Annotated in this window: 17 protein-coding genes; 7 read left to right on the forward strand and 10 right to left on the reverse strand. The window is 61.2% G+C overall.

What is annotated here, in order from left to right:
* Nucleotides 1-200: 200 nt before the first annotated feature.
* A complete protein-coding gene (locus tag LU682_RS05675; RefSeq protein ID WP_010952244.1) occupies nt 201-4,520 on the forward strand; it encodes an NEL-type E3 ubiquitin ligase domain-containing protein in 4,320 nt (1,439 codons plus the stop codon).
* Nucleotides 4,521-4,547: 27 nt separating this feature from the next.
* Here the strand turns inward: LU682_RS05675 and glpD are convergent, their stop codons facing one another.
* The 4 genes from glpD to LU682_RS05695 all read right to left on the reverse strand — a co-directional run bounded on the left by glpD (nt 4,548) and on the right by LU682_RS05695 (nt 9,568).
* Entirely contained in the window at nt 4,548-6,086 is a 1,539-nt protein-coding gene (gene glpD, locus LU682_RS05680) for a glycerol-3-phosphate dehydrogenase (RefSeq protein WP_020190708.1), read from the reverse strand.
* Between the two features lie 222 nt (nt 6,087-6,308).
* A complete protein-coding gene (gene glpR / locus LU682_RS05685; protein ID WP_010952246.1) occupies nt 6,309-7,064 on the reverse strand; it encodes a DNA-binding transcriptional repressor GlpR in 756 nt (251 codons plus the stop codon).
* A gap of 101 nt (nt 7,065-7,165) precedes the next feature.
* On the reverse strand, nt 7,166-8,665 hold the full coding sequence (gene glpK, locus LU682_RS05690) for a glycerol kinase GlpK (protein WP_060495345.1): 1,500 nt from the start codon (nt 8,663-8,665) through the stop codon (nt 7,166-7,168).
* A 51-nt stretch (nt 8,666-8,716) separates the two neighbouring features.
* Complete coding sequence (locus tag LU682_RS05695) at nt 8,717-9,568, reverse strand: MIP/aquaporin family protein (RefSeq protein WP_003254959.1); 852 nt, start codon at nt 9,566-9,568, stop codon at nt 8,717-8,719.
* 302 nt (nt 9,569-9,870) lie between these two features.
* Between LU682_RS05695 and ybaK the strand changes: the two genes are divergently transcribed.
* Complete coding sequence (gene ybaK, locus LU682_RS05700; RefSeq protein ID WP_003254957.1) at nt 9,871-10,341, forward strand: Cys-tRNA(Pro) deacylase; 471 nt, start codon at nt 9,871-9,873, stop codon at nt 10,339-10,341.
* A gap of 37 nt (nt 10,342-10,378) precedes the next feature.
* Here ybaK and LU682_RS05705 read toward each other — a convergent pair whose 3' ends face one another.
* Nucleotides 10,379-11,488, reverse strand: coding sequence for an ABC transporter ATP-binding protein (locus LU682_RS05705; RefSeq protein ID WP_010952248.1), 1,110 nt, complete (start codon nt 11,486-11,488; stop codon nt 10,379-10,381).
* Nucleotides 11,485-12,405, reverse strand: a complete 921-nt coding sequence (gene argF, locus LU682_RS05710) for an ornithine carbamoyltransferase (RefSeq protein ID WP_003254953.1) — start codon at nt 12,403-12,405, stop codon at nt 11,485-11,487. Before argF ends, LU682_RS05705 begins: the two co-directional genes overlap by 4 nt.
* A gap of 374 nt (nt 12,406-12,779) precedes the next feature.
* Here argF and LU682_RS05715 point away from each other — a divergent pair, with 374 nt between their 5' ends.
* Nucleotides 12,780-14,888 carry a molybdopterin-dependent oxidoreductase gene (locus tag LU682_RS05715; protein WP_010952250.1) on the forward strand — a complete coding sequence of 703 codons (2,109 nt, stop codon included), beginning with the start codon at nt 12,780-12,782 and terminating at the stop codon, nt 14,886-14,888.
* A 91-nt stretch (nt 14,889-14,979) separates the two neighbouring features.
* Nucleotides 14,980-15,315: a Grx4 family monothiol glutaredoxin gene (grxD, locus tag LU682_RS05720; protein ID WP_010952251.1), complete on the forward strand. Its 336-nt coding sequence runs from the start codon at nt 14,980-14,982 to the stop codon at nt 15,313-15,315.
* 57 nt (nt 15,316-15,372) lie between these two features.
* On the opposite strand, the gene bfr is transcribed toward grxD, so the two are convergent.
* Nucleotides 15,373-15,846, reverse strand: a complete 474-nt coding sequence (bfr, locus tag LU682_RS05725) for a bacterioferritin (protein ID WP_003254948.1) — start codon at nt 15,844-15,846, stop codon at nt 15,373-15,375.
* 199 nt (nt 15,847-16,045) lie between these two features.
* Entirely contained in the window at nt 16,046-16,264 is a 219-nt protein-coding gene (locus tag LU682_RS05730; protein ID WP_003254947.1) for a bacterioferritin-associated ferredoxin, read from the reverse strand.
* A 224-nt stretch (nt 16,265-16,488) separates the two neighbouring features.
* Between LU682_RS05730 and LU682_RS05735 the strand changes: the two genes are divergently transcribed.
* Nucleotides 16,489-17,091 carry a peroxiredoxin gene (locus LU682_RS05735; RefSeq protein WP_003254945.1) on the forward strand — a complete coding sequence of 201 codons (603 nt, stop codon included), beginning with the start codon at nt 16,489-16,491 and terminating at the stop codon, nt 17,089-17,091.
* Nucleotides 17,092-17,189: 98 nt separating this feature from the next.
* Here LU682_RS05735 and rnt read toward each other — a convergent pair whose 3' ends face one another.
* Together rnt and pyrC are read right to left on the reverse strand one after the other, a co-directional pair.
* Complete coding sequence (gene rnt, locus LU682_RS05740) at nt 17,190-17,801, reverse strand: ribonuclease T (protein ID WP_010952252.1); 612 nt, start codon at nt 17,799-17,801, stop codon at nt 17,190-17,192.
* A gap of 59 nt (nt 17,802-17,860) precedes the next feature.
* A complete protein-coding gene (gene pyrC, locus LU682_RS05745; RefSeq protein WP_060489326.1) occupies nt 17,861-18,907 on the reverse strand; it encodes a dihydroorotase in 1,047 nt (348 codons plus the stop codon).
* Nucleotides 18,908-19,037: 130 nt separating this feature from the next.
* Here pyrC and LU682_RS05750 point away from each other — a divergent pair, with 130 nt between their 5' ends.
* Entirely contained in the window at nt 19,038-19,979 is a 942-nt protein-coding gene (locus tag LU682_RS05750) for a flagellar protein MotY (RefSeq protein WP_049588514.1), read from the forward strand.
* A gap of 370 nt (nt 19,980-20,349) precedes the next feature.
* A complete protein-coding gene (locus tag LU682_RS05755) occupies nt 20,350-21,567 on the forward strand; it encodes an argininosuccinate synthase (RefSeq protein WP_003254941.1) in 1,218 nt (405 codons plus the stop codon).
* The last annotated feature ends 1 nt before the right edge of the window (nt 21,568 follow it).

A 21,568-nucleotide genomic window follows, 5' to 3' on the forward strand; every position in this document is an offset into this window, starting at 1 on the left:
TTAAACCACTGGTATTGCTCGTGCTTGACAGTCTCGACCTCTCTCCGGGGTTCGCCAGGCCGAATAAACAGCGATTGCTCGTTCGGTTATCCGAACGCATGGGCTGCCAACCTATCCCGGTATCGCTTGCGGTAACTATGCAGTGCGCGGCAAGGGCTCAGACGTAGTGAGCTTTGCTCTTTGCCTGGAGAGTTCCACAGATGTCACCGCACCGGCTCCCGAACGATTCCATCGATAGCCTGATCGCCCAGAATTTGCCTGGATGGCTAGTCGACCACGCCCAACCGGAAAGGCTCGATGCGTTACGTAATGCCCTGAGTCGCCAGGCGCACTGCAATGCGCGGCTTGGCCCGATCCTCCAGGCCATCCCTTCTTTGCAGGCCTACGCAGCAGCGTTGCTCAAAACGAAACTGCGCAAGAGCGGCTTCAGCAACCCGGACGTGACGGGCTGGAGGGTACGGGTCTCGCAGCGGCTGTTGCTGCCCAGCGCTTCGCCTGTGCTGCTGCGGCCCACCTATGTTCGCCGCTCCAGGCGGTCATTGCTGGAGGCGGCGCTGCATAACTATCATCGCAGGGAGACACGCCCCGGGCTCACGCTCAAAGGTGAACTGGTCGATGGCAACGGTAACCGCCTGCCGATGAGCTTCCACGCGTTTGCCTCCGCATGTCGCGAGGTCGACGCAGGGGGCAAGTACCAGGCGTTGCTCACCCACCATCTACAGCCTGAAGATGGCCCGGAGGATGAGCCGGGCCAGGCCGTTTCCCGCTTGCACGGTCTTTTCGAGGCGAGTTTCAAGGCCCATTTCGAGGTGGCGATGCGGGTCGCTGCGTTGAAACAGGACATTGACGAGCGCACGTATTTTTTTCTGTTGCCACTTATTGCCGATAAGCCGGTGGTGCCTGCGCTGGTGGGCACTGTGGTGCCCCGACAGTTGTACCTGCTGGGCCGCCCGGTTCAAGGCGTGCTGACGCTGGAAGTGCGTCCGTCAGCTGACGCAGTGGAGTCGGTGGTGCTCTGGATACCCGATGACCCTCATCAGCCCGTCTCCCGTCATGCCAGCTGGGATGCACTCGACAAGTACCTCGGTAAGCGCTTCCGTACGCCGGCCTATCGGCGCTTTTTCGCGCGCTTCATTACCGAGCGTGAGCGCATCAATTTCTATCGGGTATTGAACGAGCGGGTCGCGCAGGCATCGACAGCCGGGGTGGAACTCGACGCCCGTTCTGCACCGATCACTGACGCACCGTTCGTACACCTGCGTCGGCAATGCCTCGCCAAGATCAGGGATGACGCCAGGGTGCTCGCCGTGCCCACCGATGTCGAAGATGACGAAGACCGTGAAGCGCGCATGCAGGGCTACAAAGAGCTGGGTTTGAATGTGCTGAACGTGGCGGGGGCGTTCGTGCCTGTGCTTGGCGAAGTGCTGCTGGTGGCAAACGCGGTTCAGATTGCTGACGAAGTTTATGAAGGGTATGAAGATTGGCGCATGGGTGACCGCGAAGGGGCGTTGAACCACCTGTTCAACGTTGCCGCAAACGTCGTGGTCGGCGGGATGATCGCTGCTGGCAGCAAAGTGGCCGTGCGTGCCCTTGAGCGTCTGGCCTTCGTGGATGACTTGGCACCGGTGTGCAACTCCGCAGGCAAGGTCAGGCTCATGGCCACGGATCTGCCCGGTTACGATGCCCAACCGTTGCGGGGTGTCGGCGCACAGGAATGGTTGTGGCACCTTGATGAGGGGCGTTATCGGGTGATGGAGGATCCGCAGGATGGTCGCTCCAGGATCCTGCACCCTGGTCGTCCCAGTGCCTATCGCCCTGTGATCGAGCAGAATGGTGCCGGTGGCTGGCGCCATGAACTCGAAGCTCCACAGTACTGGGAAGGGCGGGCCAATCTGATACGCCGTTTGAGTACGCCCCTGGCAGAGCTACCGGAACCGACATGTGACTACCTGCTCCAGGTGACAGGGCTGAGTGAAGCGCAGATTCGCCGTTTGCACGTCGAGCACATGGGCGCACCTGCACGGTTGCTCGATGCCCTGGAGCTTTATCAGGCACATGAATTACACCCGGACTTCAGCGCGCCGCGACTGGCGCAGTACGTTGCTGATCGGCAAGTGCAGCCCAATGGCATCGAGCGGATACTGCGGCGCACTTTCCCCGGCCTGTCGGCTCGCTGTACCCGTGAGCTGCTTCAGCAATGCAGCGGTGCGCAGCTCGATACGCTCAGCAACGCGCAGCGGATCCCTTTGGCAGTGGCCGAGCGTGCACGATGGTCGCTGCGCGAAAGCCGTCTGGACAGGGCCTGTGCCGGTTTGCGCCTGCCGCGTTGCGTCAATCCGGACACCGAACGCCTGGCTTTGGGCTTGCTCGAGCGTCAGCTGAAATGGCCGGACACCCTGCGCATCGAACTGCGCGAAGGTAGCCCGAGTGGCCGGTATCTGGCCGGTATCGGCGCAGAGTCTGCGCAGGATGTACGGTGTATCGTGCGCCGCGGCGACGGCTATCGCTACGCCGGTCAAGGTACATCCGGCCCCTACCTGGCGGCACTGTTGGCTGCGCTGGACGAGACGCAGACAGCCGATCTCGGCGATGCCGCTGTCAGTCCAGGCGCCCTGGGCTCGTTGCTGATCGAGGCCGCTGCCGGTGATCGTACCCAAGCGGCTGAGCTCTGTGGCATGCCGCGTCTGGGCGTTGGCCTGCGACCCCCGACCCGTTTCGGGGATGGGCGTATCGGGTATGCCTTGAGTGGGCGAGGCGAGAGCAGTCGGCGTGCCATAGGGCGTGGTATTCACCAAGTGTTTCCGACGATGACAGACGGGGAGCTACAAGCCTATCTGCTTGACCTCATGGAGCGGCGAGTAGGGTTGTGGGAGCACTACAGCCAGCTGACGGGGCAGTTGGCGCGCCTGCGTCAGAGCCTGCGCCAGTGGCGCAGGGATGCCAGTAACCCACTGGACGCTTTACGCCGCCGTCGGGTCGCTACTGCCGTACGGCGAAGCTGGCGGCGCAAGATAACCGACGAGGCCGGGGACTACGCGCTGATCATCAGCGGAGAGCGTATCGGGAGTCTGCCCGAATTACCGGAGGGGGTGAGCTTTGATCATGTGCGACGGCTGATCCTCAGTGATCTGGGCCTTGGTGAAATCAATGCGGACTTTCTTCGCCGTTTTCCCAACCTGATTGAACTCGACCTGTCCGGCAATCGCCTGACTGCGATCCCTCACGGCATTGAACATATGCCCCGCCTGCGGCAGCTGAACCTGCGCCGTAACAGCGTGATAATGGATGAGGCCGGTGAATTGCGTCTTGCCGGGATGAGTGCGCTGCGGTACCTGGACCTCAGCCACAACCCGTTGGGAAGGGCGCCGGTACTGACGCGCCTGGGCAATTTGCGTGAAGTCAACCTGCGCTCTGCTGGCCTTGAGGCGTTGCCTGAGCAGATCTCATTTCGTGCCCATGTGGACGTGCGTAACAACAACATTCGCACACTGCGCCGAGAGTTGCAGCAGCTGCGCCGGCAGGTGCACCAGTTGTCCTTGCACGATAATCCACTTGGCGAAGCTGACGCATTGCTGCTCGATGAGGCACGAGGTGTGGCCCCGGGCCAGTGGGGGTCAGCGTCCGCACGCCATCGCGCCATTGACAGTGACCTGTTCAATACCTGGGCCAACAGCACAGCCGACGCTGAACGTGATCGCCAGCAGGCCATATGGACAGCGCTGCTTGAGGAACCGCACTCAGATGGAATGTTCCGCTTTCTGGCAGACTTCGTCCACGGCGAGGACTTTGAACAGCACCCTGGGCATTACCGCAGCCGAATCTGGCGAATTCTGGAAACGTGTGAGCAGCACGAGCAGTTGCGTCACCAGTTGTTTCTCGAGGCGTCTGGTCCACGCAGTTGTGAAGACCGCCTGCTGCTGTTGCTGGAGCAGATGGAGCTTGGGGTTCTGGTGTTGCGCGCCGTCGAAGACGCGCATGGCAGTCGGATGGAAGCTCGCTTGCTAAGCCTGGCGCGTGGTTTGTTTCGCCTGGACGAGGTTGACCGCCACGCGACGTTGCACGTGCAACGCATGCATGCCGAGCACGCCCCACATATCGATGAAATTGAGACAAGGCTGTTTTACCGACAGCGGCTTGCGCGTCCATTGGGCTTGCCGATCGAGCTCGACGAAATGCACTACCCAAGTTTTGCAAACGTGACCACCAGCAACCTGCTGCGGGTCCAGGACGCGGTTTTACAAAATGAGTCGACGGATGCCCTGATTGCCTCGCTGGCACAGCGGCCTTTCTGGGAGCAATACGCGCGCGAGTTTCATGCGCAGCGATTTGAAGACCTGGTACAGCCACTGCACCAGCGTATGGAGGCCCTGCAGGCTCAGGTAGATGAGCAAGTGATCAGCGAAAACGAGTTTCTGCAACGCTGTGAAGCACTGAAGGCTGATTTCGATCGCAGCGAGCGGGCATTGCTGGCGCGGTTGGCGCGTGAAGCCTACGAGCGCTGGGCGAATACGCCCCCTTGACGGATCAAGAGGGCTTCACCGTAGGTATCAGGCTGCGCGGCTATTCGCCCGCACCTTGCGGGCTTGTTGCAGATACGCCTCCAGGGCCATCTGCTCCTGCGCGGTCAGCGACAGGCCCAGCTTGGTGCGACGCCAGATAATGTCAGCGGTTTGCTCTGCCCATTCCTCCTCCAGCAGGTAATCCACCTCGCGGGTGAACAGCCCGGCCCCGATAGCCTGCCCGAGGTCTTCGGGGCCGTGAACGCCATCGAGCAGCCGCCACACGCGGCTGCCGTAAGTGAGCACCCAGCGTTTGGCCAGGTCGACAGGCAACCAGCCGCAACGTGCCAGTACGGCATCGATCAGCGCCTGTACCGTTGTCATGCCCTCTGCGCCCGGTAGTGGCGCACTGGCGGTCCAGGGGGCGCGCATCTGAGTGAAGAAGGGCTTGAGTTCAGCCATGGCCGATTCGGCCAGCTTGCGGTAGGTGGTGAGCTTGCCGCCGAACACCGACAGCAGCGGTGCCTGGCCAACCTCTGCCGAAAGGGCGAGTGTGTAGTCCCGGGTCACCGCCGAAGGGTTGTCCGACTCGTCGTTGCACAGCGGCCGAACGCCGGAGTAGGTATGCAGGATGTCGGCTTGGCTCAGTTGGTGGTTGAAGTGCTCGTTGACGACCTTCAACAGGTAATGTGTTTCCTGCTCGGTAATGGCGACCGCGGCCGGGTCGCCGCTGTATTCCCGGTCAGTGGTGCCGATCAGGGTAAAGCGGTCCAGATACGGGATGCAGAAGACGATGCGCTGGTCTTCATTCTGCAGAATGTAGGCATGTTCGCCTTCATACAGGCGCGGCACGATAATGTGGCTGCCCTGGATCAGGCGGATGCCGTAAGGCGCATCGAGCTTGAGGTCGTCCTTGATGAAGCTGGCCACCCACGGGCCGGCGGCGTTGACCAGCGCGCGGGCATGGATCGTCTGGAGGCTGCCATCGGCGTGCTGTAGCTCTACCTGCCACAAGCCCTCTACACGTTCGGCGCGCAAGCAGCGGGTGCGGGTGCGGATATGGGCGCCAAGCTCACGGGCCGCCATGGCGTTGAGTACTACCAGGCGGGCGTCATCGACAGCGCAGTCGGCGTATTCGAAGCCGCGGGTGATTGCCGGCTTCAGCGGGTAGCCCGGGCCAAAGCGCAGGCTGCGCGAGGCGCCAAGGCGCTTGCGCTTGCCCAGGTGGTCGTAGAGGAACAGGCCGGCGCGGATCATCCATGCAGGGCGCAGGTGCGGGCGGTGCGGAAGCACGAAGCGCATAGGTTTGACGATGTGGGGCGCCTTCGCCAGCAGCACTTCGCGTTCAGCCAGGGCCTCGCGTACAAGACGAAATTCGTAGTGCTCCAGGTAGCGCAGGCCACCGTGAATCAGTTTGCTGCTGGCTGACGACGTGTGTTGGGCCAGGTCGTCTTTTTCGCAAAGGAAGACCTTCAAGCCGCGACCAGCGGCGTCGGCAGCGATGCCCACGCCATTGATGCCACCGCCGATTACGGCAAGGTCATAGCAGTTGGCTGTTGGGGGCTGGGACGAAACTGGCTGGGACACGGGCAAGGCCTCCTGAGGCTGTTCACATCGAATGTGAACATTGATGTTCGTTTGCGAAAATATTAGCGCAACAGAACGCCGGTCGCCAGTCAGTCTCTATAGAAAAAACTGATCAAATGACAATGAAGTGAACATTTACGAAAATTCAGGGGGTACGGCTTGGGTGAGGGGGCGCTTGCTCACGCAGACACCAAAAGTCTGGCGGCATGCACCCACCAGCCCTCAGACCACCTCAAGCCTGATCTTGTTCTGGTTCAACAATTGGGTAAGGGCCGGGGTTGGTGTCCGGTCGGTCACCAGGCAGTCGACCAGGTCGATCGAGCCCAGGCGCACCATGGCATTGCGCCCGAACTTGCTGGAGTCGGCGGCGAGGATCACTTGCCGGGCATTGGCAATGATGGCTTGCGACACCCGCACTTCCTGATAGTCGAAATCGAGCAGGCTGCCATCCTCGTCGATACCGCTGATGCCCACCAGGGCGAAGTCGACCTTGAACTGGTTGATGAAATCGACACTGGCCTGGCCGACGACACCACCATCTCGGCGCACCGTGCCACCTGCCACCAGCACTTCGAAATCGTCCTTGGCGGCCAGGATCGCCGCCACATGCAAGTTATTGGTGATGACTTTCAGGTGGCTGTGGTTGAGCAGCGCCCGTGCGATCGATTCGGTGGTGGTGCCGATGTTGATGAACAGCGACGCATGGTCGGGAATCTGCCGGGCTACGGCGTCGGCAATGCGCTGCTTTTCGTCACGCATCTGGTCGGCACGCATGGCGTAGGCGGTGTTCTCGATGCTCGAGTCGTAAGCTGCGCCGCCGTGGTAACGGCGCAGCAGGTTGAGCTCGGCAAGCTGATTGATGTCGCGTCGGATGGTCTGGGGAGTGACAACGAACAGCTGCGCCATTTCCTCGATACTGACATAGCCGCGTTCGCGTACCAGTTCGAGGATTTGTTGTTGGCGGGGGGGCAGATTCATGGGCGGTCCTTTGGGGCTGCCGGACAAATTCTGCAATGATGCCGTAGGAAGGGGATGACGGCCAGTAGACGATTGGGGCCGCATGGCGGCCCCAACAGCTATCATGCCTCGTGATCTTCCCAGTCACGGGTACGCTCGACCGCCTTCTTCCAGCCGGCATACAGCTTTTCTTTCTGCGTTTCGTCCAGTTGCGGGCTGAACTCACGCTCGATGATCGCCTTGTCGCGCAGCTCGTCCAGGCCACTCCAGAAGCCACAGGCCAGGCCTGCCAGATAGGCGGCGCCCAGCGCCGTGGTTTCGCGCATCTGCGGCCGCTCCACGCAGGTGCCGAGGATGTCGGCCTGGAACTGCATGAGGAAGTTGTTGGCCACGGCACCACCGTCCACGCGCAGCTCGGACAGGCGCTGGCCACAGTCCTGCTGCATGGCGTCGAGGACATCGCGGGTCTGGTAGGCGATGGACTCCAGTGCGGCGCGGATGATGTGGTCTACCTTCACGCCACGTGTCAGGCCGAACAACGCACCACGGGCATACGGGTCCCAGTACGGGGCACCCAGGCCGGTAAAGGCTGGCACCAGGTACACGCCATTGCTGTCCTTGACCTTGCTGGCGAAATACTCGGTATCCAGGGCGTCGTTGACGATCTTCAGTTCGTCACGCAGCCATTGCACGGTAGAGCCACCATTGAATACCGCGCCTTCCAGTGCATAGGCCACCTCACCACGCGGGCCGCAGGCAATGGTCGTGAGCAGGCCGTGGGACGACTTCACCGCCTGGTCGCCCGTGTTCATCAACAGGAAGCAGCCAGTGCCGTAGGTATTCTTGGCTTGGCCCGGCTCCACGCACATCTGGCCGAACAGTGCCGATTGCTGGTCGCCGGCGATACCGGCGATGGCTATGCCGCTCTTGGTGTGGCCGTACACTTCCGAGGATGGGCGCACCTCAGGCAGCATCTGCCGCGGGATGCCCAGGATTTCCAGCAGCTTGTCGTCCCACTGCAGGCTGTGGATGTTGAACATCAGCGTGCGCGAGGCATTGGTGTAGTCGGTGACGTGAACCTTCCCACCCGTAAACTTCCAGATCAGCCAGGTGTCGATGGTGCCGAACAGCAGTTCGCCACGCTCGGCGCGTTCACGGGCGCCGTCGACATTGTCGAGGATCCATTTCAGCTTGGTGCCGGAGAAATACGGGTCGGTGACCAGGCCGGTGGTTTCACGAATGTAGTCTTCATGGCCGTCACGCTTGAGCTGAGCACAGATCTCGGTGCTGCGGCGGCACTGCCAGACAATGGCGTTGTACACCGGACGCCCGGTTTCCTTGTCCCACACCACCGTGGTTTCGCGTTGGTTGGTGATGCCCAGCGCAGCGACCTGGGCGTGGCTGATACCCGCCTGGGCAAGGGCCTCGACCATGGTGGCGCTTTGTGTGGCGAAAATCTCCATCGGGTCATGCTCGACCCAGCCCGCCTGCGGGTAATGCTGTGCGAACTCGCGCTGGGAGGTACCTACAACATTGGCGTCACGGTCGAAAATGATCGCCCGCGAACTGGTGGTACCCTGGTCCAGGGCGATGATGTAGTTCTTATCCTGGGTGTCTGTCATGGTCGTAGGCCTTGCAAGAATAGGGGGGCAGGGCTGTGCGTGATGGTGGCATCAATTGGCTTGAGTATCGCCCTGGCGAATGTCATTTGTCTCAGGGGTCGCGGCGGGCGCCATTGGCAGGTTGCGTGCAATCAGGCCGCGATAGCTCGCTGCACCCAAGCAGGCGCCAAGGATCGGTGCAAATACCGGAACCAGGAAATAGGGAATATCCCGCCCGCCAGTGAAGGCGATTTCGCCCCAACCGGCCAGGAAGGTCATGAGTTTTGGCCCGAAATCGCGGGCCGGGTTCATCGCAAAGCCAGTCAATGGGCCCATGGCGCTGCCAATCACTGCAATCAGCAGGCCGATCAGCAGCGGGGCCATGGCGCCGCGCGGCAGGCCGTTGTTGTCGTCGGTCAGGGCCATGATCACGGCCATCAGAATGGCAGTGATCACCACTTCAACCAGAAACGCCTGGCTGGTGGACAGCGACGGGTGCGGGTAGGTGGAGAACACCGAGGCCAGCTCCAGGCTGCCTTCGCTACCGCGCAGCATGGCGTGGGCTTGTTCGAAATCGAAGAACAGATTGCTGTACAGCGTGTAGACCAGTGCTGCGCCACAGAATGCGCCGCATACCTGGGCCAGCATGTAGAAGGGCAGCTTGCGCTTGTCGAACCCTGCGAACAGTGTGAGGGCGATACTCACGGCTGGGTTCAGGTGCGCACCGGAAATACCGGCGGTGAGGTAGATGGCCATGCTGACGCCCACGCCCCAGATGATACTGATTTCCCAAAGCCCGAAGCTGGCGCCGGCCACCTTGAGCGCGGCGACGCAGCCGGTACCGAAGAAGATGAGCAGGGCGGTGCCGAGAAACTCGGCCAGGCATTGGCTGGACAGTGTGGGTTGGCGCAGAGCAGTCGTCATGTATGACCTCGTTTTTTTTGTTGTGAGGCGCGTGGCGCTCGACAGCAAAACCCGGTGTCTATCCCCATTGACCCCGGGTGATGTAGGAAATGCACCTTATAAGTGCACCGCTTATTCAGAAACGAAAAAATATAGACAAGAAACGCTGATGTCAAAGGTCGAAAGTGAACGGTCAGTCACGATATGGTCGCTAGAATCAGCTGCTGATCCCTGTACTAGACGCGCGCGATTGCGGTGCGGTGGCTGGGATGTGGGAATTGTCCTAAAGTAGCCGCCGAGTCGTCCCTGACTGGAGCCCTTGCATGACCCCCGCCCTAGACCTGTTGAAGAAGCACCGTGCCGAGCATCGTGTGCACAGTTATGAACATGACCCGAAGTCGGCGTCGTATGGCCTGGAGGCGGCAGAAAAGCTCGGGCTCGACCCGCAACAGGTGTTCAAGACGTTGCTGGCAAGCAGCGAGAAAGGGGAATTGCTGGTAGCGGTTGTGCCTGTGGTGGGGACCTTGGACCTCAAGGCCCTGGCCCATGCTGCCGGGGTAAAAAAGTGCGAGATGGCCGACCCGGCAGCGGCGCAGCGGGCGACCGGTTACCTGGTGGGCGGCATCAGCCCGCTGGGGCAGAAGAAGCGCCTGCGGACCTTTATTGATGACTCGGCGCAGAATTTTGCAACTATCCATGTCAGCGCCGGCAGGCGTGGCCTGGAAGTGGAGTTGGCCGCAGCGGTGCTGGCGGAGTATACGCAGGGCACGTTTGCCGGGATTGGTCGAGGCTGAGAACAGGGGGCCGCCAAGCGGCCCTCTGGTTCTGAAGTCAAGTCGCCGAACTGTATCGACGCACGCCATTCTCCTGGCGTGGCAACTGTGCCGCAACGCTACCCGGTACCGGGAATAGCACGAGGTGATCGGCCTTCACTGCAATCTCCACATTCTCACCGATCTCGTGGTCGTTATGGCTAGGGAAGATCGCTTCGAGCTGGCTACCGGTGGGCAACTGCAGGCGGTAGAGCGTGGATGCCCCAAGGAAACTCTTGCCCACGATGTTCGCCATGAGCGCGCTGCCAGGTGCATGCACGATATCATCCGGGCGCAGCAGTACATCCACCGAGCTGCCCGGCGCCATGATGTAGGCGCGGTTACCGCGCAGCTCACCCACTTCGGTATTGACCGCCTCGTGGCTGCTCATTTGCCCACGGATGAAGTACCCCTGGCCGATGAAACTCGCCACGAATGGCGTCTGCGGTTCGTGGTAAAGGTTGTAGGGCGTGTCCCACTGTTCCAGGCGACCTTCCTTGAAGACGCCGACCTGGTCGCTGACGGCAAAGGCTTCTTCCTGGTCATGGGTGACCAGAATGGCGCTGGTACCGCGGCTTTTGAGAATGTCGCGAACCTCATGGCTCAGGCGCCGGCGCAGCTCCACGTCGAGGTTGGAGAATGGCTCGTCAAGCAGCAGCAGTTGCGGCTCGGGCGCCAGCGCCCGGGCCAGGGCGACACGTTGCTGCTGGCCGCCGGACAGCTCATGCGGGTAACGCCCGCCCAGCCCGCCGAGTTTGACCAGCTCCAGCATCTCTTCGATGACGGCCGCCTGGCGTGGGTGTTTGGCGATACCAAAGGCAATGTTCTGCGCCACGGTCAGGTGCGGGAACAGTGCGTAGTCCTGAAATACCATGCCGATGCGGCGCTTTTCCGGGGCCAGGGTGAAGCCAGCCCGGGAAATGACCTCACCGGCCAGGTGGATTTCACCTTCGTGCACCGGCTCGAAACCGGCGATGGCGCGCAGGGTGGTGGTCTTGCCACAACCGGATGAACCCAGCAGGCAACCGATGTCGCCTGCGTTCAGGTGCAGGTTGAGGTTCTGGACGATGCGCTGGTCGCCATAGCCGCAGGCGAGGTTGCGCAGGTTGAGCAGTAGGGGTTGACTCATGCGTGGTGGTAAGCCGGTTCTACAAGGAATTCGAGAAGCGCCTTCTGTGCATGCAGGCGGTTTTCAGCCTCGTCCCAGGCGACCGAACGTGGGTCGTCGAGCAGGTCCTGGCTGATTTCCTCGCCACGGTGGGCGGGCAGGCAGTGCATGAAGAGGACATCGGGTGCAGCCAGGTCGAGCAGTTCGCGGGTGACCTGGTAAGGCGCGAAATGCGCCAGGCGCCGTGCAGTTTCCTCCTCCTGACCCATGGAAGTCCAGACATCGGTGACCACCAGGTGTGCATCACGCACAGCTTCCCTGGCATCCCGGATGATCTGCACGCGGTCGCCGCCCAGTGCCATGAAGCGTTGATCCGGCTCATAGCCTTCGGGGCAGGCGATGCGCAGCTGGAAATCGAACTGCCTGGCGGCTTCGATATAGGAGTTGCACATGTTGAAGCCATCGCCGATCCAGGTCACGGTCTTGCCCTGAATCGAGCCGCGGTGTTCAACGAAGGTCTGCATGTCGGCCAGCAGTTGGCACGGGTGCGATTCGTCGGACAGGCCGTTGATCACGGGCACACGCGACTTGGCGGCGAACTCGGTCAGGGTGCTGTGGGCGTGGGTCCGGATCATCACCACATCAACCATGCTCGACAGCACGATGGCGCTGTCACCAATTGGCTCGCCGCGGCCCAGCTGGGTGTCGCGGGGCGACAGGAAGATGGCCTGGCCGCCGAGCTGGATCATGCCGGCCTCGAACGACACACGGGTACGGGTCGAGGACTTTTCGAAGATCATGCCTAGCACACGGTTCTTCAGCGGTTCGAACAGCACGCCTCGCTTGCGCAGGTCCTTCAGCTCGATGCCGCGGCGGATCACCCCGAGCAATTCGTCGGTGGTGAAGTCCAGCAGGGAGAGAAAGTGCCTAGCGCTCATGAGTGACTACCTTATCTGCAACGGTATGCAGGTCGACCGTATGGTTTTTTTTGACAACGGGGGTGACCTGCGGCGTAAGCCGCACGGGGCGGACGAAATAGGGAAAGGCGCAATACTATAAGTAAATGTCGCCTGAAGCCAAGGGGGGAAAAGCGGCGTGATTGCAAAGGGTGTTGCAAAGGGTGTCTTTACCCGTTGGCCCGTGCTGTTCTTTATTTGCTACAGACGGTTGTACACGGCTTGCTGGCAATTTGGCAAATGGCTGTCGTAAATCGTGCGCCTGATGTCGGTGGATTCACGCGGCGAAGCGCACTGGCCGCAGGGCGGGGGCGGGCGCATAGTCACTGTTCGACAACAACAAGGCAGAGGCGGCCATGACCAAGACCCTGCATCACCGTGCCTGTCACCTGTGCGAAGCGATCTGCGGGCTCAACATCGAAGTCAGCCATGAGGAAGACGGGCGGGCCCTGATCAGCTCGATCAAGGGCGACCCCCTGGACCCGTTCAGCCGTGGCCATGTCTGCCCCAAGGCCGTGGCGTTGCAGGACATCCAGAACGACCCGGATCGCCTGCGCCAGCCCCACAAGCGGGTCGGCGAGCATTGGCAGGCTATTGGCTGGGATGAGGCTTTCGCACTGGCAGCCGAAAAATTGTGGGCGGTCCAGCAAGCCCATGGGCGCAATGCCGTGGCGGTCTACCAAGGCAACCCGAGCGTGCACAATTACGGCTTGATGACCCACAGCAACTACTTTCTAGGCCTGCTCAAGACCCGTAACCGTTTCTCAGCCACTTCAGTGGACCAGTTGCCCCAACACCTGGTCAGCCACTTGATGTATGGGCATGGGCTGCTGCTGCCGATTCCGGACATCGACCACACGGGGTTCATGCTGATTCTTGGCGGCAACCCGCTGGCTTCCAATGGCAGCATCATGACTGTTCCGGACGTGGAGAAGCGCCTGAAGGCCCTGCGGGCGCGTGGTGGGCGCCTGGTGGTGGTTGACCCGCGGCGTAGCGAAACGGCGGCAATGGCTGACAGCCATTTGTTCATACGCCCCGGTGGTGATGCAGCCCTGTTGTGCGGCTTGCTCAACACATTGTTCGAAGAGGGCCTGGCACGGGGCTCGCACTTGCCGGTCAACGGCCTGCAGCAGGTGCGCGAGGCCATTGCGCCGTTCAGTGCCGAGGCCGTGAGCGCCCAATGTGGTATTGCTGCAGCGGATATTCGCCAGCTGGCACGCGACTTCGCTGCTGCCGGGCAGGCCGTGTGCTACGGCCGCATGGGCGTCTCGACCCAGGCATTCGGTACCCTTTGCCACTGGCTGGTGCAACTTGTGAACCTGGTGACCGGCAACCTCGACCGCACAGGCGGCGCGTTGTGCACGGAGCCTGCCGTCGACCTGGTGGCAACCACCTCGGGCGGCCATTTCAACGCCTGGCAGAGCCGTGTGTCGGGTTTGCCCGAGTATGGCGGCGAGCTGCCGGTGGCTGCCCTGGCCGAGGAAATGCAAACACCGGGCGAAGGGCAGGTGCGCGCCCTGGTGACCGTTGCCGGTAACCCTGTGTTGTCCACGCCTAACGGCCGCCAGCTGGATACGGCGCTGGAGGGTCTGGAGTTCATGCTCAGTATCGATCTCTACATCAACGAAACCACCCGCCATGCCGACTTGATCCTGCCCTCCACCTCAGCGCTGGAGAACGACCATTACGACAGCACCTTCAACTTGCTGGCAGTGCGCAATGTCACGCGCTTCAACCGGGCGATCCTGGCCAAGCCGGAGGGGGCACTGCATGACTGGGAGATCTTCGTCGGCCTGGCCCAGGCGTTTGCCAAGCGTGCCGAGTTGGCGTTGAAGCCGACCTGGTCGCCTGCGCAGATGATTGATCAAGCCCTGCGCAAAGGGCGCTATGGTGAAGCAACGCCCTGGCGGCTCTCCCTGGCAACACTGGACGATCACCCGCACGGGCTTGACCTGGGGCCGTTACGCAGCAACCTCGCTGGGCGCCTGGCGACCGCCAGCAAGGCTGTCGAAGCAGCCCCTCAGGTCTTGCTGGACGACTTGCACCGCCTGGCGCAAATGACGCCCCCAGTGCCGGGCGAGCTGCTGCTGATCGGGCGCCGTCATGTGCGCAGCAACAACTCGTGGATGCACAACTTCCATCGCCTGGTGAAAGGCAAGCCACGGCATCAGTTGTTGATGCACCCGCAAGATTTGCAGCAGCGGCAACTGCAGGATGGCCAGCGCGTGCGCATCCGTTCGCGTACTGGCTCACTGGAGGTCGAGGTGCAGGCCTGCGAGGACATGATGCCCGGTGTGGTCAGCTTGCCCCATGGTTATGGTCATGGTCGTCACGGCGTGCACCTGCAGATCGCCCTGGCGCAACCCGGCGTGAGTGCCAATGACCTGACCGATGAGCGCTTTCGGGACCAGGTTTCCGGAAACGCTGCGCTCAATGGCGTACCCGTGCAGGTCGAGGCCGCTTGAGGAACGGCAAGGCCGAGCACGGCGCTCGGCTTTCCGATACAATGCGACACCGTGCCGACGACTGTGTCGGATAGTTCAGCCGAGGTGCTACATGGATATCATCGAAACGATCAAAGAGCAGATTGCCAACAACACCATTCTGCTTTACATGAAAGGCTCGCCGAATGCCCCGCAGTGCGGCTTCTCTGCGCGTGCATCGCAGGCCGTGATGGGTTGTGGCGAAAAGTTCGCCTACGTCGACATCCTGCAGAACCCGGAAATTCGCGCCAACCTGCCAAAATACGCCAACTGGCCGACCTTCCCGCAACTGTGGGTAGCCGGTGAGCTGGTTGGCGGCAGCGACATCATGCTGGAAATGTTCGAGAAGGGTGAGCTGCAAACCCTGATCAAGGACGCGGCTGCCAAGGCCAAGGCTTCTGAAGCCTGATCTTCCGGCAAGCATAAAAAAACCCGCGATCAGCGGGTTTTTTTATGGGGCGAATAGTTACTCTTCGCCCATCTGCGACTGCAGGTAGTTCTCGATACCGATCTTGTCGATCAGCCCCAGTTGGGTTTCCAGCCAGTCGATGTGCTCTTCCTCGGACTCGAGGATATCTTCGAGCACGTCACGCGAGCCGAAGTCGCCAGCGGTTTCACAATGGGCGATGGCGGCCTTCAGGTCGACCAGGCCTTGCTGTTCAATCTTCAGGTCACACTCGAGCATTTCCTTGGTGTGCTCGCCGATCAGCAGTTTGCCCAGGTCCTGAACGTTAGGAATACCTTCGAGGAACAAAATACGCTTGATCAGTTTGTCAGCGTGCTTCATTTCATCGATGGATTCTTTGTACTCGTGCTTGCCGAGTTTGTTCAGCCCCCAATCTTCGTACATGCGTGCGTGCAGGAAGTACTGGTTGATCGCGACCAGCTCGTTTCCGAGGATCTTGTTGAGATGCTGGATGACGCTTACGTCGCCTTTCATGTCGGGTTCCTGCCCTGTAGAAGTGTGTCAATCCACTGAAGTTTGAGCCCGATACTTAGGTGTGTCAAACCTAAGTTCTTGAATACTAAGTGAAAATTAATAGGAATAAGAATGTTTGTGAACCGCGTTGCAACGCTAACTTGTTGAATTGCGGGCATAAAAAAACCGGACACCAGGTCCGGTTCTTGAAATTCTGCGTTCAGGCAGCGGTAAATTCGACGGGGTAGGGCAAGGCCGCCTGGCTGACCTGAAGCTCGGTCAGGGTCTCGCGGACCACCTGCTTGGCCACGCAGGCGCATTTCCCACACTGGCTGGCGACATTGGTGGCGGCTCGCACTTCCTTGTAACTGCAGCATCCTTCATAGATCGCATCGCGGATCTGTCCGTCGGTAACGCCGACACAAAGACACACATACATAAGGGCTGACCATCGCTGGTTGGGTCGATGGGTTGGAGCTTAATGTTAATGAGAATGCTTGTCAAAGATCTTTCTGAGGGTGCTGTGCTTGAGCGACCGGTGGTCGCTTTGTCGACGGAGTCGGCCTGTCATGAGAAGCCGTGTATGATGGTCGGCCTTTGTTGGATGTCGGGCAAGCCCGTCTGGCCCGGCAAACGGTTTTTCACCCTCATCAGGAGATTACAATGAGCGTACTCGTTGGTAAGAAAGCCCCCGATTTCACCGTTCCGGCCGTGCTGGGCAATGGCGAGATCGTCGATAGCTTCAACCTGGCCTCGGCCATCAAGGGCAAGTACGGCCTGGTGTTCTTCTACCCGCTGGACTTCACCTTCGTCTGCCCGTCCGAGCTGATCGCCCTGGACAACCGCATCCCTGACTTCCAGGCGCGCAACGTGGAAGTGATCGGTGTGTCGATCGACTCGCACTTCACCCACAACGCCTGGCGTAACACCCCGGTCAACAACGGCGGCATCGGTCAGGTGAAGTACACCCTGGCTGCCGACATGACCCACGAAATCTGCAAAGCCTACGACGTCGAGTCCGAAGGCGGCGTGGCCTTCCGTGGTGCCTTCCTGATCGATACCAACGGTGTTGTCCGTTCGCAGATCGTCAACGACCTGCCCCTGGGCCGTAACATGGACGAGCTGCTGCGCCTGGTTGACGCTCTGCAGTTCCACGAAGAGCACGGCGAAGTGTGCCCTGCCAACTGGAAAAAAGGCGACAAGGGCATGAACGCTTCGCCTGAAGGCGTTGCTGCCTACCTGAGCGAGAACGCTGGCAAGCTGTAATTGCTGCGTGCATGAAAAAACCGGCCTTCGTGGCCGGTTTTTTTATGCCTTCCTGTGCCGGCCTCTTCGCGGGCGCGCCCGCGAATGCCTTTAGCAGATCAATCGTTGAAATCGCGCCAGCCGCCCATTTCTTTCCAGCGGTTGACGATGCCGCAGAACAGCTCAGCGGTTTTCTCGGTGTCATAACGTGCCGAGTGCGCCTCACGCCCGTCGAAGTCGATGTCGGCGCTCTGGCAGGCCCGCGCCAGCACGGTCTGGCCATACGCCAGGCCCGCCAGGGTGGCGGTGTCGAAGCTGGAGAACGGGTGGAACGGGTTGCGCTTCAGGTCATTGCGCGCCACTGCTGCATTGAGGAAACCCAGGTCGAAGCTGCTGTTGTGGCCGACCAGAATCGCCCGCTTGCAGCCGTTGGCCTTGAGTGCCTTGCGCACGCCACGGAAGATGTCGGTCATCGCGCTTTCCTCGCTGACCGCCATGCGCAGCGGGTGGTCCAGCTTGATCCCGGTGAACTCAAGTGCGGCCGGCTCGATGTTGGCGCCCTCGAACGGCTCCACTCGGTGGAAGTAGGTATGTTCGGGGAACAGGAAACCTTTCTCGTCCATGCCAATGGTGACGGCGGCAATTTCCAGCAATGCATCGGTAGCGCTGTTGAAACCACCGGTTTCAACATCCACCACGACCGGCAGATAGCCGCGGAAGCGCTCGGCCATCGGGTGGCGAGGACCGCTGCTGCCTTGGGTGTCCAGGTCGTCTTCGTAAAGGTCTTCGCTCACGCGTTTTTCTCCAGCAGGCGCCAGCGCAGTTTTTCGCCAGCGCGCAGCGGGACTACGGTTTGCTCGCCAAATGGCAGGCTTTCCGGAGCGGTCCATTCTTCGCGGACCAGGGTAATGGTGTCGGTGTTCGCCGGCAGGCCATAGAAGGCCGGGCCGTGCAGGCTGGCGAAGCCTTCCAGCTTGTCCAGCGCGTTACGCTGCTCGAACGCTTCGGCGTACATCTCGATGGCCGCATAGGCGGTGTAGCAACCCGCGCAACCGCAGGCTGCTTCCTTGGCGTGACGGGCATGAGGTGCCGAGTCGGTGCCGAGGAAGAACTTCGGATTGCCGCTGGTGGCTGCGTCCAGCAAGGCCACCTGGTGGGTGTTGCGCTTGAGGATCGGCAGGCAGTAGAAGTGCGGGCGAATGCCGCCGACCAGCATGTGGTTGCGGTTGTACAGCAGGTGCTGGGCGGTGATGGTCGCACCGACGTTGGCCGGGGCCTCGGTGACGAACTGCGCGGCATCACTGGTGGTGATGTGTTCGAACACCACTTTCAGCGTCGGGAAGCGCTCGACCACACGGCGCATGTGCTCGTCGATGAAGCGCTTCTCGCGGTCGAACACGTCGATCTCGCTGCGGGTCACTTCGCCATGCACCAGCAGCGGCATGCCCACTTCCGCCAGTGCCTCTATGGCCGGGAAGATGTTGTCGATGCTGGTCACGCCGGAATCGGAGTTGGTGGTGGCGCCGGCCGGGTACAACTTGGCGGCGTACACGAAACCGCTGGCCTTGGCCGCGCGGACGTCCTCGGGGCTGGTGCGGTCGGTGAGGTACAGCACCATCAGCGGCTCGAAGCGGCTGCCGGCCGGGCGGGCAGCCAGAATGCGCTCACGGTAGGCGCCGGCCTCGGTGGCATTGCGCACGGGCGGCACGAGGTTGGGCATGATGATGGCACGGGCGAAGGTACGCGCCACGTCGCCAACGGTGTGGGGCAGGACGGCACCATCGCGCAGATGGATGTGCCAGTCGTCGGGGCGCAGGAGGGTCAGGCGATCGGACATTGGGGATTCCAGGCGGGTCGAACTCAAGCCCCAATCCTACCGGAAAACCCCGGGGCGAGCACGGCTATCAAGTTTTCCGGACAGCGTCCGATAGCCTGCTGGTAAGCCGTCAGAATTTGTGGAGCCGCCCGTGCGCCAGCGTTACCTAGCCCTGTTGACCCTGTTCGCCAGCCTGCCGGCCGGCGCACTGACTTTCCAGACGCGCATGGAGAACATTGCCTGGAAGGTCGAGGGTGACCAGTTCGAGTGTCGTCTGAGCCAGCCGATCGAAGGTTTCGGCAGCGGTACGTTCGTGCGTCGGGCAGGCGAGCAGCCGGTGTTTCAGCTGCGGTCGGACAGCAACGCACTGGGTGCCGGCACCGCCAGCCTGCTGGCTGCGGCAGCGCCGTGGCAACCTGGGCGTGGCGATATCAACTTGGGCAATGTGCGAATGGCCCGCAGTGGCGTGCTGTTCAGCTCCTCCCAAGGGCAGGCCAGCCGGCTGATCAACGGCTTGCTCGACGGGCGTAGCACCGTTGTGCGCAACTACACCGGTGAGGCGGGCAGGCCGATGGAGGTGCGTGTGCTGCCGGTCAGCTTCGCCAAAGCCTACAATGACTATCAGGTCTGTGCTGGCAAGCTGTTGCCGATGAACTACGACCAGGTGCGCCAGACACAGGTGGGTTTCCCCGGGGGCGGTATCGAGCTGGACGCAGCAGCCAAGGCGCGGCTGGACGTGATCCTCGATTACATGAAAGCCGACCCGACGGTGAACCATGTCGAGCTCAATGGGCATTCCGACAACAGTGGCAACCGCCTTACCAACCGCGACCTGTCGCGCCGTCGGGCATTGGCCGTGGCCGATTATTTCAAGGCTAACGGTGTGCCGGAAGAGCAGATCACTGTGCGCTTCCATGGCGAGCGTTATCCGCTCGCGAAGAACAACAGTGCGTCGAATCGGGCGCGTAATCGGCGGGTGAATATCGAGCTGGATCGGGTGGCGGTGGTTGAGAAACCGGTGGAAAAGCCGGTTGAGCAAGCGGCGCCGGGTGTTGCACCTGCCTCGGGCGTCCCGGGGGCGAAGGCGCCCTGAGATCTGGTCGGTGCATGTCATGGGCTCGCATCAAGGCCGCCAGGGGTTCGTCACAACATTTTCAGCGCCTGTGAGATCGAGCGCAGAATGTTTCGAGGCGGACACCTGAGGCGCTCGATCTCACAGGCGCAGAATGTCTTGAGGTGGACACCTGGCGGCGCTCGATCTCACAGGCGCTGAACTCCTCAAGGCATGCACGCTGCGGCTCGACGCCCCTCCAAGGTCCTCATGCCACATCCCTCAACCTACCGCCCGTCGCCCCTACGAAAGTTCCTGTCGCTTTGTCGTCAGAAGCTGTCGCCCCACTGTAAATTTATCCGCAACGCCGGTAGAATCGATCCCTTTCCGTACAACCCCGTGGAGTGATGGCATGGCGGACGTAAAAAAGGTCGTACTGGCGTATTCCGGCGGCCTTGATACTTCGGTGATTCTCAAGTGGCTGCAGGATACCTACAACTGCGAAGTGGTGACCTTCACCGCTGACCTGGGGCAGGGCGAAGAGGTCGAACCGGCCCGTGCCAAGGCCCAGGCAATGGGCGTTAAAGAGATCTACATCGACGACCTGCGCGAAGAATTCGTGCGTGATTTCGTGTTCCCGATGTTCCGCGCCAACACCGTCTACGAAGGCGAGTACCTGCTGGGTACTTCCATCGCCCGTCCGCTGATCGCCAAGCGCCTGATCGAAATCGCCAACGAAACCGGCGCTGACGCCATTTCCCATGGCGCCACCGGCAAGGGTAACGACCAGGTGCGCTTCGAGCTGGGTGCCTATGCCCTGAAGCCAGGCGTCAAGGTCATCGCTCCATGGCGCGAGTGGGACCTGCTGTCCCGCGAAAAGCTGATGGACTACGCCGAGAAGCACGGCATCCCGATCGAGCGCCACGGCAAGAAGAAGTCGCCGTACTCGATGGACGCCAACCTGCTGCACATCTCCTACGAGGGCGGTGTCCTGGAAGATACCTGGACCGAGCACGAAGAAGACATGTGGCGCTGGAGTGTCTCGCCTGAGAATGCCCCGGACCAGGCTACCTACATCGAGCTGACCTACCGCAATGGTGACATCGTTGCCATCGACGGCGTCGAGAAATCCCCGGCCACCGTCCTGGCAGACCTGAACCGTATCGGTGGTGCCAACGGCATCGGCCGTCTGGACATCGTCGAAAACCGTTACGTCGGCATGAAGTCGCGCGGTTGCTACGAAACGCCTGGCGGTACCATCATGCTCAAGGCACACCGTGCCATCGAGTCGATCACCCTGGACCGCGAAGTCGCTCACCTGAAAGATGAGCTGATGCCAAAGTATGCCAGCCTGATCTACACCGGCTACTGGTGGAGCCCGGAGCGTCTGATGCTGCAACAGATGATCGATGCTTCGCAGGTCAACGTGAATGGTGTGGTGCGCCTGAAACTGTACAAGGGCAACGTGACCGTGGTTGGCCGCAAGTCGGACGATTCGCTGTTCGATGCCAACATCGCCACCTTTGAAGAAGATGGTGGTGCCTACAACCAGGCAGATGCTGCTGGCTTCATCAAGCTCAATGCACTGCGTATGCGCATTGCCGCCAACAAGGGCCGTTCGCTGCTCTGAT

It is taken from the genome of Pseudomonas alloputida, from assembly GCF_021283545.2.
Lineage (GTDB): Bacteria > Pseudomonadota > Gammaproteobacteria > Pseudomonadales > Pseudomonadaceae > Aquipseudomonas > Aquipseudomonas alloputida.

Bases quoted from the DNA above. Each gene is read 5' to 3' on its own strand.
- LU682_RS05675 (WP_010952244.1), top strand. From the start codon at position 201: ATGTCACCGCACCGGCTCCCGAACGATTCCATCGATAGCCTGATCGCC.
- glpR (WP_010952246.1), bottom strand. From the start codon at position 7,064: ATGAATCTGCCCCCCCGCCAACAACAAATCCTCGAACTGGTACGCGAA.
- glpK (WP_060495345.1), bottom strand. From the start codon at position 8,665: ATGACAGACACCCAGGATAAGAACTACATCATCGCCCTGGACCAGGGT.
- LU682_RS05695 (WP_003254959.1), bottom strand. From the start codon at position 9,568: ATGACGACTGCTCTGCGCCAACCCACACTGTCCAGCCAATGCCTGGCC.
- ybaK (WP_003254957.1), top strand. From the start codon at position 9,871: ATGACCCCCGCCCTAGACCTGTTGAAGAAGCACCGTGCCGAGCATCGT.
- LU682_RS05705 (WP_010952248.1), bottom strand. From the start codon at position 11,488: ATGAGTCAACCCCTACTGCTCAACCTGCGCAACCTCGCCTGCGGCTAT.
- argF (WP_003254953.1), bottom strand. From the start codon at position 12,405: ATGAGCGCTAGGCACTTTCTCTCCCTGCTGGACTTCACCACCGACGAA.
- LU682_RS05715 (WP_010952250.1), top strand. From the start codon at position 12,780: ATGACCAAGACCCTGCATCACCGTGCCTGTCACCTGTGCGAAGCGATC.
- grxD (WP_010952251.1), top strand. From the start codon at position 14,980: ATGGATATCATCGAAACGATCAAAGAGCAGATTGCCAACAACACCATT.
- bfr (WP_003254948.1), bottom strand. From the start codon at position 15,846: ATGAAAGGCGACGTAAGCGTCATCCAGCATCTCAACAAGATCCTCGGA.
- LU682_RS05730 (WP_003254947.1), bottom strand. From the start codon at position 16,264: ATGTATGTGTGTCTTTGTGTCGGCGTTACCGACGGACAGATCCGCGAT.
- LU682_RS05735 (WP_003254945.1), top strand. From the start codon at position 16,489: ATGAGCGTACTCGTTGGTAAGAAAGCCCCCGATTTCACCGTTCCGGCC.
- rnt (WP_010952252.1), bottom strand. From the start codon at position 17,801: ATGGCCGAGCGCTTCCGCGGCTATCTGCCGGTCGTGGTGGATGTTGAA.
- pyrC (WP_060489326.1), bottom strand. From the start codon at position 18,907: ATGTCCGATCGCCTGACCCTCCTGCGCCCCGACGACTGGCACATCCAT.
- LU682_RS05755 (WP_003254941.1), top strand. From the start codon at position 20,350: ATGGCGGACGTAAAAAAGGTCGTACTGGCGTATTCCGGCGGCCTTGAT.